This window comes from Lentilactobacillus sp. TOM.63, from assembly GCF_030361045.1.
Classification (GTDB): domain Bacteria; phylum Bacillota; class Bacilli; order Lactobacillales; family Lactobacillaceae; genus Lentilactobacillus; species Lentilactobacillus dabitei.
In genome coordinates, this window is record NZ_JAUCAP010000004.1 from 1 (window position 1) to 14707 (window position 14707).

General features: G+C 43.9%; 13 protein-coding genes. 5 read left to right on the forward strand and 8 right to left on the reverse strand.

Annotated features, from left to right (window positions below; all coding sequences use genetic code 11):
• Nucleotides 1–606: 606 nt before the first annotated feature.
• The 4 genes from QUF07_RS01265 to QUF07_RS01280 all read right to left on the reverse strand — a co-directional run bounded on the left by QUF07_RS01265 (nucleotide 607) and on the right by QUF07_RS01280 (nucleotide 6093).
• Nucleotides 607–1377: a hypothetical protein gene (locus QUF07_RS01265; protein ID WP_289426629.1), complete on the reverse strand. Its 771-nt coding sequence runs from the start codon at nucleotides 1375–1377 to the stop codon at nucleotides 607–609.
• A gap of 158 nt (nucleotides 1378–1535) precedes the next feature.
• The gene (locus QUF07_RS01270; protein ID WP_217341872.1) at nucleotides 1536–2294 is read right to left on the reverse strand and encodes an NADP-dependent (R)-specific alcohol dehydrogenase; all 759 of its coding nucleotides are present in this window, start codon (nucleotides 2292–2294) and stop codon (nucleotides 1536–1538) included.
• A 388-nt stretch (nucleotides 2295–2682) separates the two neighbouring features.
• Nucleotides 2683–4137 (reverse strand): NADP-dependent glyceraldehyde-3-phosphate dehydrogenase, encoded by a 1455-nt coding sequence (locus QUF07_RS01275; protein WP_289426630.1) that lies wholly within the window; start codon nucleotides 4135–4137, stop codon nucleotides 2683–2685.
• A gap of 528 nt (nucleotides 4138–4665) precedes the next feature.
• Nucleotides 4666–6093 (reverse strand): APC family permease, encoded by a 1428-nt coding sequence (locus QUF07_RS01280; protein ID WP_217341870.1) that lies wholly within the window; start codon nucleotides 6091–6093, stop codon nucleotides 4666–4668.
• 317 nt (nucleotides 6094–6410) lie between these two features.
• Here QUF07_RS01280 and QUF07_RS01285 point away from each other — a divergent pair, with 317 nt between their 5' ends.
• Nucleotides 6411–6998: a type IV toxin-antitoxin system AbiEi family antitoxin domain-containing protein gene (locus QUF07_RS01285; RefSeq protein ID WP_289426631.1), complete on the forward strand. Its 588-nt coding sequence runs from the start codon at nucleotides 6411–6413 to the stop codon at nucleotides 6996–6998.
• 286 nt (nucleotides 6999–7284) lie between these two features.
• On the opposite strand, the gene QUF07_RS01290 is transcribed toward QUF07_RS01285, so the two are convergent.
• The gene (locus tag QUF07_RS01290) at nucleotides 7285–7527 is read right to left on the reverse strand and encodes a hypothetical protein (protein WP_289426632.1); all 243 of its coding nucleotides are present in this window, start codon (nucleotides 7525–7527) and stop codon (nucleotides 7285–7287) included.
• 667 nt (nucleotides 7528–8194) lie between these two features.
• Between QUF07_RS01290 and QUF07_RS01295 the strand changes: the two genes are divergently transcribed.
• The 4 genes from QUF07_RS01295 (at nucleotide 8195) to QUF07_RS01310 (ending at nucleotide 13516) form a co-directional block, all read left to right on the forward strand.
• Complete coding sequence (locus QUF07_RS01295; RefSeq protein ID WP_289426633.1) at nucleotides 8195–9721, forward strand: helix-turn-helix domain-containing protein; 1527 nt, start codon at nucleotides 8195–8197, stop codon at nucleotides 9719–9721.
• Nucleotides 9696–11405, forward strand: coding sequence for a hypothetical protein (locus tag QUF07_RS01300; RefSeq protein WP_289426634.1), 1710 nt, complete (start codon nucleotides 9696–9698; stop codon nucleotides 11403–11405). Before QUF07_RS01295 ends, QUF07_RS01300 begins: the two co-directional genes overlap by 26 nt.
• A 103-nt stretch (nucleotides 11406–11508) precedes the next feature.
• Entirely contained in the window at nucleotides 11509–12993 is a 1485-nt protein-coding gene (locus QUF07_RS01305) for a glycosyltransferase (protein WP_217341865.1), read from the forward strand.
• A gap of 262 nt (nucleotides 12994–13255) precedes the next feature.
• Nucleotides 13256–13516, forward strand: a complete 261-nt coding sequence (locus tag QUF07_RS01310) for a type II toxin-antitoxin system RelB/DinJ family antitoxin (protein ID WP_217341864.1) — start codon at nucleotides 13256–13258, stop codon at nucleotides 13514–13516.
• 97 nt (nucleotides 13517–13613) lie between these two features.
• On the opposite strand, the gene QUF07_RS01315 is transcribed toward QUF07_RS01310, so the two are convergent.
• From QUF07_RS01315 to QUF07_RS01325, 3 genes are all read right to left on the reverse strand, one after another.
• Nucleotides 13614–13919, reverse strand: a complete 306-nt coding sequence (locus QUF07_RS01315; protein WP_217341863.1) for a RelB — start codon at nucleotides 13917–13919, stop codon at nucleotides 13614–13616.
• 171 nt (nucleotides 13920–14090) lie between these two features.
• Complete coding sequence (locus QUF07_RS01320) at nucleotides 14091–14411, reverse strand: hypothetical protein (RefSeq protein WP_289426635.1); 321 nt, start codon at nucleotides 14409–14411, stop codon at nucleotides 14091–14093.
• Nucleotides 14390–14689, reverse strand: coding sequence for a hypothetical protein (locus tag QUF07_RS01325; RefSeq protein WP_289426636.1), 300 nt, complete (start codon nucleotides 14687–14689; stop codon nucleotides 14390–14392). Before QUF07_RS01325 ends, QUF07_RS01320 begins: the two co-directional genes overlap by 22 nt.
• Between the last annotated feature and the right edge of the window lie 18 nt (nucleotides 14690–14707).

The window sequence follows — 14707 nt, forward strand, 5'->3', positions numbered from 1 at the left end:
AAGATAAAAACATACCCGTCAGTTTTCGAAAAAACACGAAAACTGACGGGCTTTTAATGAACTATGAATAATTCAGGGTTTTGTATGCTTAGCATTCCAAAGATAAGTATTTTGCTTAGGATTTTTTGCGTGGAATGGCGTACTGCTAGTATAATATTTCGTTTTCACAATTTGGTAATCACTGCTGGCCTGTACATTGTGATAGTTTGTAATCGCAAAAAGTAAAGATACCGTAAGTACTAATAGACCGATTCTGCTCCATTTCATAAAAACACTTCCTGTTATTTATCTTTATTATACTATATCGTAAAGACAGGGTAATCACATCAGGATTCGAATTGATTCACACAACCGGTTATTCCCGGATCAAAACAGTTCAACGAATCACTGGAAAAATGATGATAACTAGGGCTACTTTCAACTGAATCACATAAAAACAACTATCTTTTTATTTTACTATAGGTGTCGTTACATGATGAAGCTTATTCACCAAATGGACCCCATATTTATCGAAATATGGGGATCAGCCGTTTTTCGCAAGTTTTATCAATGTAAAATGGTGACCTGGGTGGCATTTATAAATAATTTGTCGACTAGTATCCCAGCCTAATCATGATCATTCTCCTGATCCATCAGCTTCAAACACACTTTAATAAAGCCTTCTCCAAACGCCGCCACTAATAATCGTTGCCAATCCGTTGGCGCTTCCAGCTCCCCTAAGATCGGTTGAAGCCATTGATTAGTCGGCAATAGTTTCATCAATGAATGCTTTGTGAATTGTGAGAACAACAAATTCCTACCATAGAAGGTGGCCAGCCGTTGCTGAAAATCAGGTACCGCCACTGGCACTAACAGATTATTGGCATTATTTCGATCACCCAAGTAGAGTTGGGCAGCCAAGAAATCAGTCTTCAGATCAAACGAAACGGCTTTATGGGCCGCTGCCATTGCTGGTGCCATCCGGATAAACCAGATTAATTTGTGCCGTTCCAAAGCCGTCAATAATCTTAGCAGCGCGATATCCAGTTGGCTTAATTGGAACTGATTATCAGAAATAGCTACAGGATTCAATGCTTGTTTAATTGTACTAGCCAACTCAGTAAAATCACCGGGGTGCTGCCACAAAATTTCAATCTGTTGGGCATGCGCTAACCACAGAGGATGCGTTGCAACCCGCAGCGTGATCCAATCATGACTATGCTTGGCATTTGATTTCTTAATCAGCCAGTAAGAAATCGCGGTCGACCGGGCAAAATTAGCAGCCGCCAATTCAAAATCAGCGGGCAGCGCACTTGCTACAAGTTGTTGCAAGTGCTGGCGATAATCTGTTCGGGCAGTGAATGGAAATCCGTCATTATTCGACCTTAATTTTGTCATGACCCACCTTCTTATACCATTATTTTCATGTCGATTGTAGCACGGAATTGCGTAGGGCATTTGTTTTTTGTGACTCTTGTAAACATTTGTTCCGAAACAAAAAGCTGGTTGATTTTAGCCCCTAGGGGAGTTCAAATCAACCAGCTAATATTTACAGTTTATTGAGCCGTATAACCACCATCCACAACGAATTCTGCTCCGGTTGCAAACTTCGACTCGTTTGAGGCCAAATAAACGCAGATCCAAGCAATATCGTTTGGTTCGCCAATATGGCCCATTGGCGTTTTGCTACGTTGGGACATCATTTCTTCGGCACCTTCCAAGTCATCAACTAGTGGTGTCTTGATGTAACCTGGATGAACCGTGTTAACCCGGACATCGTAATCTTTCAAAGCACAATCCAGAGCAGCTGATTTGGACATAATTCGAACCGCCCCTTTAGATGCATTGTAAGCACCCAAAGTTGGATCGCCAACAAATCCTTCAATTGAAGACATGTTAATAATCGATGCCCCCAAGTGTTTGTTCTTCATTCGCTGAATACCTAAACGAGTCCCAAAGAAGACTCCATCTAAGTTAACTGAAAGTAATTTTCGCCATTCTTCAGTAGTCGTGTTTTCAACACTCTTACTAACAGCAATACCGGCATTATTAACGATGGTGGTCACTTGACCAAATGCTTTTTCAGTATCATCAAATAATTTTGTCCAACCAGCTTCGTCGGAGGCATCGTGTTGCATGAACCGAATCACATCCTGACCGCCAATCGATTTGGCAGCTTTCTCGCCAACATCAGCATGCCGGCCAGTGATCACAACTTTAGCGCCTTCCTCAACGAACTTGTCCGCGATGGCCAAGCCAATCCCTAGAGTCCCGCCGGTTACAATCGCAACTTTTCCTTTTAATCTATCTGTCATTTGACTACCTCCGATATGGCCATAATTGACCTGCTATAGTTACTTAGTTCACAAATATAGCATACCTGGTTTGCTTTGATTTGTAAATTATTTTCACTTCTTTGTTTAATTGGCAACACTTGTAGCATCAAACAGACCAATTAATTTGGTAACCTAATCTGAAGTAGTTACCCCATAGCTAAGTTTCACACCTCAATGGAAATTCTGAGAGATGCCAATCCTTACCCTCACGATTAACAGCTAATGTACTAAAATGAAGCTCTTTTAAACAAAAAGCCATGGATTATCAGGCACCATTATTCCGCTTATCAATGGAATAATCCTGAATCCGTGGCTTTCTTAATGTTTCACATGAAACATCAATCTATCTCTATGTGGAATTCTTCGTTTATGGTTTTAAATTAATAACGGTTAATTTCTCTCGTGACATTGAAAGAATACTGTTATGAACACCTTGGGTTCCCATTCCTGACGCCTTAACGCCTAAGAATGGGAAGTTGTCAGGCCCCCGTTGTGGGCGACCATTAACTTGAACGGTTCCAACCTCAACAGCACCGGCAATTTCAAGGGCTTTGTCAATATCCTGAGTGAAGACACTGGCTTGTAAACCAAAGTTTGATTTGTTGGCAATTTCAACCGCTTGATCAACTGAGTGAACCCGAATAACTGGTAAGACTGGGCCAAATGGTTCAATCCAAGCAATATCCATGTCCTCGGTCACATTGTCCAGCAACGTTGGTTGAAGCAAGTTGCCATCCCGTTTGTTACCACTCACTAAAGTGGCCCCTTTATCCAAGGCATCGTCAATCAATCCCTGAACAAAGTCAGCAGCCTTATCATCAATCAATGGGACAATCGCACTGTCGTTAACTGGTGAGCCAACTGACAGGTTTTCGACCTTTTCTTTTAACTTGGCAACAAGTTCATCAGCAACTTTGTCGTCAACCAGCACCCGTTTAACGGCGGTACAACGTTGGCCTGAATATGAATAAGCGCCTTTGACAATGTTATCAGCCGTCTTATCCAAATCAGCGTCGTCGCAGACGATTGCGGGGTCCTTCCCACCTAATTCAAGAACCAGCGGAATCATAATTGACTTCTGTGATAAATGTTTACCAGTTTGGGTACTGCCGGTAAAACTAATCATATTAATGCCGGGGTGTTCGGTTAAATAATCGCCGATTTCAGATCCATGGCCTGTTATCAAGCTTAAAATGCCCTTAGGAAAACCAGCTCGATCTAATGCCTGAATCATCTTAATACCAGTAATGGAACCCTGAGTTGCCGGCTTGAAAATAACCGCGTTACCGGCCATTAAAGCGGGGGCAATTTTAGATGCTGCTAAATTAACGGGGTAATTGAATGGTGAAATTGCAAGCACCACTCCAAGCGGTACCCGTTCAATGATTCCTAATTTATTCTTGGAACCGCCGGGAAAACCGTCGCCACGAACACTTTGGCCATGCATATGCAAAGCTTCTTGAACGGTGTAACGGACCAAATCAATGGTTCGTTGCACTTCACCTTCAGCGCTCTTGAAATTTTTACCAACCTCGTTCATTAATGAGGTTGCGATATCGTCCTTTGCTTCTTCGAGTTCGTCCGCCCAGCGGTTGAGATACTGACCACGGTCGCCAAGTGAGAGCTTCGCCCATGAATGTTGGGCTTCTTTGGCTGCTTGAATACTCTCATCAACTTCTGGCTGAGTGACGGCCTGCACGTTGCCGATCACCTCATGTTTCCAAGGTGACTTAATCGCAATTGTTTTTTGAGATTGACTTTCTCGCCATTCTCCTGTGAGGTAAGCTGGATAAGTTTTAACTTCATTTTTTACGCTATCCAAATCGATTCTCCTCTCCGTCATTCAATATTGATGACATCAAAATCCGCCTTCATGCCTCTTAATTGTGAAAGTGAATTATGTTCATTAAAGTAGATTTTACAATATTTTTTCATTAACTTCCAATAGTTTTCACATCTATTTCAAGTGATATCGGTTACAATGTTGCGGTTGTAGGGATCGCTAATTTTCGTAAAGCCTTGAATGATATCGGATTGTGACAAGTGACTGATATATCAATTTAGACAGATCTCGTGAATTCAAATAATGATCTTTACTTTATTTTACTTGTTTTTATGAAAAACCAATTCAGATTAATTTCTCAAACTTTCATTCTTTGAAAACTCGTTTTGATTTTGATTTTAAAGCTGAATGGATGCTTCCAACAAACGATTAGCTCGTTTATGAACATTTGTGGTGTAATTAAAAGGCTCAGGCAAATTGATTTTTACCCGAGCCAGTTAGATTGGAATTAATACTGTTCAATCAGCACTTCAATACGAGGATCGTCCCGCAGCATTGGGTTACCACTCACGATTTTCGATCGTCAATCTGCTCATCAATAATCGATTCAAAGTGCTTCCCCAAAAAGTCGCTGGACACGGTTTTATCCTTGCGCTTGATCAGGTAGCTGGCCAGGCCAAATACCACCCAAATTGCGAGGATCACGTATTCAGCCGGCCACACTAATGAGACCGGTGTCCCGGGAATCAGCGTCAATAAGGCCACTCCCAGCGCTACGACCCCACCAATTGTTGGGGCAATTAAATGTTGATTGCGAAAGCCGCCCTTTAATGTCGGATACTTTCGGCGAATCTTGAGCAAACAAAATGTACTGAATGACCAAGCCAGTGCAATTAGGAAACCGCCCATATCAAGGAAATAGACCAGAGCCCCTTTTCCTAACCAGCCGACACCCAAAACCAATGCCAGTACTAACCACAAAGCATTTGTCGGGGTGCCATACTTTGGGTGAACTTTAGCAAAAGCCTTAGGGAGAATATTCCCCCGCGCCAAAGCGAAAATCAATCTGGGCGCCGCTGCAAATAGCGACAAGAAACTGGTAGCTAACCCCAAGAATGAAATCAGGTAGGCAAAGATACTCAGAATTGGAAAACCGGCTGCTTTGAACGCATCGATGGTCCCCATTTGCATATTGGCGGTTTTTTCCCATGGGTAGACCCACGCCGAGGAAAGGAGCACGGAGCAGTAATAGATCGCTGCAATCACGATTGATAAGACAACCACCAAGCCGATGCGTCTGCGGGGAATGTTGGTTTCCTCGGCCATCACCGCGACCGACTCCCAACCGGTCAAAAACGTCATCGCCGGTAAAATAAAGCGGAATACCGAAGATACCTGATTCTGTCCATTCGAAAACGCTGGCATGAAATTGCTGGCACGCCCACGGACAAAGCCCACGACAACCAGCGATAAGCCTAACCCAACCAGCAATAGGAACAAAATGATTTGTACGTAACCAGTCAATCTAGCGCCCAAATAATTCACCAGGAAAATGAGCAATGTAAAGCCGACCCCAATCGCCAGTTCGGTTAAGTGCACCCGCACACCCGCAAATGTATAATACGGTCCCACTGCAATTTGGGGGAAAATCGTCGAAATCAGTAAACTGGATGCCGTCACAAAGAACGCCAAGATGCTCAGATACGCCCCAAGCAGCGCCCAGCCGGCAAACAATGCCCCTTTCTTACCAAAGGCGGCATACCCGTACACCACTTCGCCGCCAGAACGGGAAAAGATAGTCGACAATTCGGCAAACGACAATGAGACCAATACGGCCAAAGCAGACGCAACCAGCAAGCCGAAGATTTCACCACCGGCACCATAAACTTTGAAAAATTGGCTATTGGTGTAGATCCAACTACTCCCAATAACACCGCCAGCACCAAGCGACACTAAGCCAAAAAAACTAATATTGCGTTTCAATGATCCATCCATGAACGAATCCTCCATCATGACCAATAAATTGCGAATAAATGTTGCACCGTTATTTTAACAAAGGATTGCTAGTTTAGTTAACTAAAATCAATCTGATCAAGCATATTTTCGGTACTATTTTGATCCAGTCAGTCAAATGAACTAATTGCTAGCTTATAAGTGGAGACACCAGAGAGGTATCCGCCGTGGGGTTAATGTCTGTTAAGTATGTAAAAAGATCGGTTGTGACTAAGTATGGAATCAGTTGGGAATACATCAATTCACGTAGTACACGTCCTTTTATGGTATAATAACGTGTGTTACGTGAGGTGATTAATATGGGATCAATCATTGATTCGTTTATGCGGCAGAACAATGGTCAGATAACTGTTGACGACGTTAAGAAGTTAGGGTTAAACCCGAACCTATTGATTGATCTAGCTAACCGCGGCCAACTAGAACGAGTTGATCGGGGAGTTTATATTGATCCAGCGATGTTTGAAGATGATCTGTATATTCTTCAATATCGGTTTAAACGCGGTATCTTTTTTAAGGACACCGCGCTATTTTTGCATCACCTGATTGATCGGACCCCCGATCACTACCAGCTGAACTTTCCGTCTCGGTACCATGCCCCGGCAATCAAACAATACCCGGTTAAAGCTTATTACCAGAAACCAGAATGGTACTCCTTGGGAATCGAAGAGGTACTGACGCCAGGACAACATCAGGTCCGCGTTTATAATATTGAACGCACCTTATGCGATATTTTACGAACCCGCGATGCTTCAGACTCAGAGACGATTCGGCAGGCGATGGTGCGCTACGTGCAACTCAAACAAAAGGACATTGGCCGCTTGATTCAGTACGCTGATTTATTTCACGTGAGGGCCAAAATTAATTCTTATATGGAAGTGCTGCTATGAAGTTAGCCTTTACGAATAGCCAACAATTCAAAGCGAAGGTTCGAAATCTCGCTAAACAAAAACAGACACGACCAAATTCAGGAAGGCTTCCCTTCTCGGATTTGGTCGTGCCTGTTCTTGGTTCTACTGTGAAAACAGCAATCGTTTGGGTATCAGCTTTGGTCGCCATTATATAGCCGAGTGGTGCTCCGCAAAGCAGAAGTCGACACCTAAGCACCACCACCAAAAATCCCAAAACCAGGATTTCTGGTGGTGGAGACTTAGGCTCCGGCTTCTAAGCGCTTTGCTAGGCCCGCTCATCCTCAAAGTGATCATTATGTAACGACACATTTGGCCGCCACTTCTTGCCAATTTGTTCCCACTGAAAGTTTGAACTGACCTTAATTTGCTTGTTCTTCTTATCCACTTCGGTAATCAAAATCAAGCGATGGTCGAATTCACTTCTGGTTCGTTGAATATCTGGTGTATCCATTAAAATTTTGGTGTTCTTGCGAGTAAATCCCCCAAGATCAATCAAATCGTAATCCATAAAATCCCCTCCAAAAAATAGTGTCAGCCTCGCTAAACCGCCAGAGCCTGGCCAGCAGCCCCCCTAATCGTCAGCTCAGGTTTGAGGGAGTTGCGGTTGAGTTGCTTATGAACAGTTTCTACTTAACGAAGCTGGCCTAAAGACACTCTCATTATAAGCAAAGTGACTTGTTAAGCCCAAATTTGAAAGATGTTCAATTCCAGACCAAATTCCTTATAGTCATAATCATTTGTTATCAAGAAATATATGTTAAAATGCAGATACATTTGTGGCGCTTAACCGCTTCATATCAGGGAATTGAAGGCATTATATTAATACAATTATCATCACAATCGTAATTAATTTAAACGAATTGTAATCGTTGACGTCATTTTTTTAAATTGATGCCCCAAAAATATTATTCCTAGTCTTTCTTTTAAAACTCAAAAAGTACGGAAACCACATTTAACAGTGTTGGTTTGTAAAAGATGCGTAATCGCTTATATAGCAGGCGATGGATCCATTTCCTTAAGGTCTAGAACTAATTTGACCCACCTTATTAAATAGCTGATAATTTAGTTGCTAGGGTTTATGATTACAAAGATTTGGGATTACCCCTTTGGATCATTTCATTGTGAAATCTCATCCATTTCACAAACTCAATTGACAGAAATAGGGGTGAGTTATGATGGACTATACATTATTCTTCGAAAAAAATGATCAGTTGGCTTTTTCACTGCTGCAGAAATTCTTCGTCCGGAGAAATATGATTGTGACAGTGTCATCAATTCTTGACACTTTACCGATATCAGAATACAAGCTTAATCAACTGCTCACAACCATTAACAATGATCTCGCTCAGGTTCACTACAGCAAAAGTCCCAAAATTACCTCACCCGATAAAAACATCCTAAAAGGCGAAAATATTACCACAACGGTCATGAATGAGATCCGGCTCTTGTATCTGAATCGGTCTGTTCTTTTTGCCTTATTCCAATATAACTTCTTACAAACTAAGACGGTGTCCAAAGCCACTTTCATGAAGCAAAATTTCATTAGTAAAACTAAATTTTACGCGTCCGGCGTGGAACTCAAACAAATTCTAAAGGACTCCGACTTTTATCAGTCGCCAAATATCATTAAAAATCCTGAATATGTGCTTAGACTACACATTTTTGAGTTCTTCTACACCGCCTTTAATGGCATCGACAGTCCGTTTGAGGACATGAATGTCAAAATCAATAACCTCATTATTCGGATCCAAGCGCAATTTTCCTTTATTCTCAAACCCATTCAAAAAAGCAAATTGGAAATCTTTCTTAAAATCTGGATTCTCCGAATGCAAAACGGGAATAACCTCACTGACAAGCTCATTTCGCCAGCAAACATTATGCCGGATGTGACGGAAAAGCTCACCAGCATTCAAACATTCATTCAGGAACAGTTTAACGTTGATGTCAAAAAGGAAGAGTTAAATTACCTGTATACCTTTTTGCTAACCCAAGAATATGTTAACGGCATCCAACGCGTATTAACCAAGGACGATTATCCCTTGGCTTACAAACTGACTAACGACTTGGTGGATCAGATACGAGCGGTCGGGATGCTCAATGACCCAACCAAGTTTGACCCAACCGATTTATATTCCGCGCTGACCTGCATCCACTTGCGGTTTATTACGCTATACATTGAACCAACCACATTCATTTCACTGGAACAAGTCAGCTTTTTCCAGCAAACTTATCCGATTTTCCACACAATTATTAATCGTTACATCAACGACATCAAAAGTAAGAAACTGATGCGGCTCAATCAGCGCGAATCCGCCAACCTTTATTTCGACTATATGTTTGCCTTCATTACCACCATTCCAAAGGACTTGCTGCTGGATAAGGTGCATATCTGTGTCGATTTCTCTCAAGGCAGCATTTATAACAACTACATCATGAGTACCTTGGAAGGGTTCGCGAATGCCAACATTGTGATTGAATCCAACCTTTCCAGAACCACCGACATCTATTTATCAGACTTCTATTCCACTAGTGTCAACAAATCCCAAACCATTTGGCGGGACCCACCCTCACCGGATGACTGGGCTGACCTCGGGGATAGCATCGTGCGTCTTAAACAGGCTAAAGTTAACAACCTGACCGATCAAAATTCACCATTATCCAGGGAGGATCCTGACGATGGAACACCAAATCCGCACTTATAAAAAAGTCGTTTGGCTGGGGATGCTGCCCTTACTCTGGAGCGTCATCAATGCAGCACCAGTCAATGTTTCAGCTGATGACTTCACAACTACCTCGCAAACAACGGGGGATGCTGGCACTTCTGCAACCGCAACAAGCCCTGATTCAACTCAAACTGCAGCAGCTGAAACCAGTTCCACTGACAGTGGGGCCACCGCCACCCCAACAGCAACGGTTGACTCAAATACCACCAGCGATGCAGCAGCCCCAACCAGTACCACTTTGGCATCCCAACCGATAACTGCTGATAAAGGCACCACCCCTCAACCGACCTCTCAGCCGGCCGCTGTATCATCTGAAGCTCAGGCCACTTCGACTTCGACAGCAACTTCCGCTTCAACAGCGAGTTCAGTAGCTTCAAATCAATCAAGCGCCGCCAGGGCAGCAAAATCCACGACTGACCCATCAACTGTCTCGACCGACAGCATCAGCAATCCCAATCGTAACGTTTCAATTCCCATCACTGAAGATAAGGTCACTGAGTTGAACACGATGCTCAACCAATATTTAACCAAATTCAACGCCGCCAACCAAGCTGATTATCAACTGCTAAAAAGTTATCGGTTCACAAGCAGCATCGAAAATGAGCTGATTGAGCCAACAACTGACGTGACTGACGGCAATAGTTTGTTGGCTAACCTCCGAAAATTACTGACCGATTTTACCAACGACAACCGAATTTACCTGCTTAAAAATTATCAGGGGGTCGATATTTCCTTTAATTTAACGACCAAAAATCATACCTTCACCAATTACGGCAAGATCTTAACCATCCCCGTGTACATTGTGAACACTGATGAAGCTGGCAACCAAATTGGCGACCCGATTCCAGTGAATGCAGCCGATAACGCTGGCCTGGAATACGGCGGCAGTTGGACCACTCAATCGACAGACCTTGCTGGCTATCAGTTGGTGAGTTCCCCAACGAGCTTAAGTGGCAAATGGGACAGTTCCTTTGACTATGGCTTGCTCAATGATAAGGGGCAACTAATCCTTAAGTACGTCTACAAGAAAACGCCCGTTACCCCACCAGTGACTCCGGTTACACCGATCACGCCCGTTAATCCAGAACCGACACCTAGCCAGCCCATTACGCCTAATCCACAACCAACGGCGCCCACAACCGTTGACCAACAACCGGCAGTCATCGAACCTACGACCATCACGCCAACGGTGACTAACGAACGGCAAAATAATTCACCACGGCTCATCGAGGTACCTAAGACGACTTTCAGACCAGCTAAAAAGCTGGGTAAAACAAGAACTAAGCCAGCCTCCGCAACGATGGCTCCTGAAGCCGGGATCGCGGTCGCCACTGCCGAAAAGGTCACGCAATCAGACCCCTTCACTTTGATTGCGAAATACACTTTGCCGATAACTGTTGCCTCACCAACGCTAGCGCCGACACAGACGACCCAAGCCCCGCAGCGATCGCTAAAAAGCAAGCCGCAAAAGGCCCGAGTCAAGCGAATCACCCCGGTTCTGGACACTAATGTGCCTAATCCAATGAAGGAACTCGCAGCTAACCTTAAATTATCGGAATTACAACAACCCAACCCCGCCAAAATAACCAATCCTGTTCTCCAACCTCATCAAGTTGTCAAACAGCTTCCTGGTGGCAATCCCGCTCATACTCAACTGGGCTAGTTTTTCGCCGTGTTGAGTGGCACGATTAATTTTGGCACCGCTAACAAGGACAGAAGCAATTGGCGGGAACCCTTCTCATAAAATTAACTTTGGATGGTGACTTATGACCCATTATTTTATTACTTCTCAAATTGACGATTACACCTCCGCAATTGAAATCGCGGAGATCCAGCGCCTGCATTTGTTTGACGATCTGGGTCAGCCAGCCTATATTGTCACCAAGAATGATGTCAGAAACGCTGCCAGAACTTGGCAAAAATTAGGAATTGCCGGTCGAGTCATCAACCTGTTTCAGTATTTTCAAGGAGGTCAGCCAAGTATGGAACCCAGCGCTGACACGGCCACTTTGATCAAGCAGCTCACCAATCTGCCGATCCACGACAACGTGGGGCTGGTTGACGGCAAAGTCCGAGTCAAAATTACGCTGGCTAATTCTGAAATTGATTACGTCGATTACATTGATCAGTGGGGCTTTACTGACCGCCGCGATTTTTATGAGGGCAACCGGCTGTCCTACTCAGAATATTTCGATGACGGCGGTAAGCTCAATAGCCGCGCCTATTACGATCAAGCCGGCAAAGCGGTAATTGTCTTGCGCTACCACGGTGGCGCCAACAACCAGCCCGTCCTGAGCTTGATCATGTTGACCCACGATGGTCGCCACTTGCAATTCGACGACCTCGATCACTTGATGGCCTACTTTTTGGATTGTCTGGCCGTCTCAGACGATGACCCCCGTTTCTATTGCGACCGTGAGGACATTGCGGTCAAGCCATTCAAGTTAATGCAGCGGCCCGCCAAACGTTATGTGATCCTTCATTCCATCTTCACTGAAAATGCCCAACGGAACGGGAAATTTTACCCGTACGTCAAAATCATCTCAACAATGACTAATAAGTTAACCGGCATTATTTCATCAACGATTAACGAAACCGCTGACGTCCATGCCCGAATCCCAGGCACCAACGCTTACACGGTGCCGGTCAGCTATCTGCCAAACAAGCGGTTCAATGCCCACTTTGACTTTAGTAACCGCAAACCTTACCAGCTTATTGCAGTGGCACGGGTCACCAAATTAAAGCAACTAGATCATATTATTGATATCACGCGATCGCTGCATGAGATCTTGCCATACGTTGACCTCAAAATTTATGGATACGAGGATTCTACTAGCGATCCGACAACCGTCAACCAGCTTCATCGCTCGGTCATCGACAATCACGCCGACTCCTTTATCCATTTTTGCGGTTATCTCCAGGACTTAACGGCCGTGTACGAAACCGCCGACCTATTGGTATTAACCAGCCAGTACGAGGGCTTTTCGATGGCCGTTTTAGAAGCGCTCGGTCACGGCTGCCCGGTTGTCAGTTACGATATCAACTATGGCCCTTCTGAAATGGTCAAAAATGGCGTCAACGGCCAGCTAATCAAGCCTGACGACACCAAGGCACTGTTTGAAACCATCAAGCACCTCTTGATGAACCGCGATTTGCTGAAAACGTATAGTGAACAGGCAATGGCGCCACTGCACAAGTTTTCGGAAGACGCCGTTAAACAGGATTGGTTGAAAGTGATTAATGAAAAGTGACGGATGAAAACACAAAAAAGAAGCTCCGCGTAAACAGAACTTCCTATCTAATAGAACGGTAATTTAACGTTGTTTGATAACCGCTTGCTGATGATGAGGTGGTTATTTTTTTGCTGGTTTTGATGCAGCTCAACACTCATGCGATCAACATGATACCCCTGTGGGATGTAAAGAACACCGCCAGACATTAACAACTATTTAAGAGCTAGATTGTTTCCAATGTACGTCATACGTAGTACAATACAACGTAGAGGTGATTACTATGGCAAGAATTGAAGTTAGAATTGATGACGATGTCAAAGAAAAAGCAGTTGCAGAATTAACCAAACATCAGATTACACTGTCAGCCTTTGTGAAAGCCCAGGTGGCTACTGTGGCAACAGATGGGCTTCCTCGTTACTATTCAATGCCAAATGTCGAACAAAATAAGGCAATTCAAGAGATTGCTGATGATATTAAAGGCAAAAAGAAGTTACCAGGCGCTACCAACTCAGATGAATTGGAGCGGCAGTTAGGCGATTAAATGAATGAAGTCAGATTTACCGCAGTGTTTAAAAACCCAACAAAGCCGTTAGCTGAAAAAAGCTGACGATTTTTTGTTTAAAGACCGCTCAAAACACCTATTCTGTCTCCCGATCATGACCATCAGCAACTTCACTTTCTAAATCTTTGATATATTTTTTGAAATCCTTCGCGGATCCATCTCCAATGGTTTTTGCTTGTCCATGTTCTACTTCGTACTTGGCTTCTAAAGCACTAGGAGAATTTAAGTAATCATTCTCACCCTCGGCGATATTCGCAAGGGCATATTGAACATAATCAGACAAATTAAGCCCAACTTCTTCCAATCTTTCCTGCGCCTTTTTCTTGACGACCGGAGAAATTCGGACACTGATTCTATCAACTTTTTGTTTCATTTTTGACATACAGAAACCTCCCGTCATACCTATATCACCCATAAATTATCATTAATATATTTGATTTGCGATGTGGGGTCAAGCAACTGCCTCCCGACCTACCAACAAAAAAGAGGCTCCAGGCACCATCCAGGTTACCTCAGCCTCCATCACACATCTCTAAAATTATCCATCAATATCTTACTTCACCAATCCATCCCTCACAATCACCCCATCACGAACTGCCAACACCACGCGATTGCCATCCTTCAAAACGAGGCGATACCCTTTCTGCTTGAGGGCTTTGTCAATGGCCTTGGAAGCATCGGTAAAGCTTGCCCTGATTGTTTTCAGGGCCTTTTTGTTTTGCTTGGGGTGTTTGCGCACGATCTTCAGTGCTTGATGGTAGTCATGCTTTTTTACTTGGACCACGTAGGTTTTATTGGCCGCGTCAAATGTAACCGTGCCGATGTCGTCGCGATACGTGTTCCTTAATTCCTTTAGAATCCCCTTTTCGCGCAACGCCTGTTTTTGCTGGGCGCTTTTTGTTTGGCCCGGGCATTAAAATAGGTCGTCCCTTTTAATTTACCTGAAGTTTGGGTGACCTTACTCTGGGCAATCGACCGGTTATTGTATGCATGAACCCCGTAGGCCACACTCACAATCAAGCAACCCGCGGCAACAATCGTCCAGAATGCCATCAAGCCAGTCGGGCCATCATGCGTCCCGGCCCAAATCCAAGCACCGATGCCGATCAGGGTTAAAATTGCGAACACAATTGCAATAATGGTGACAATCATCGGTCGTCACCCCAATCA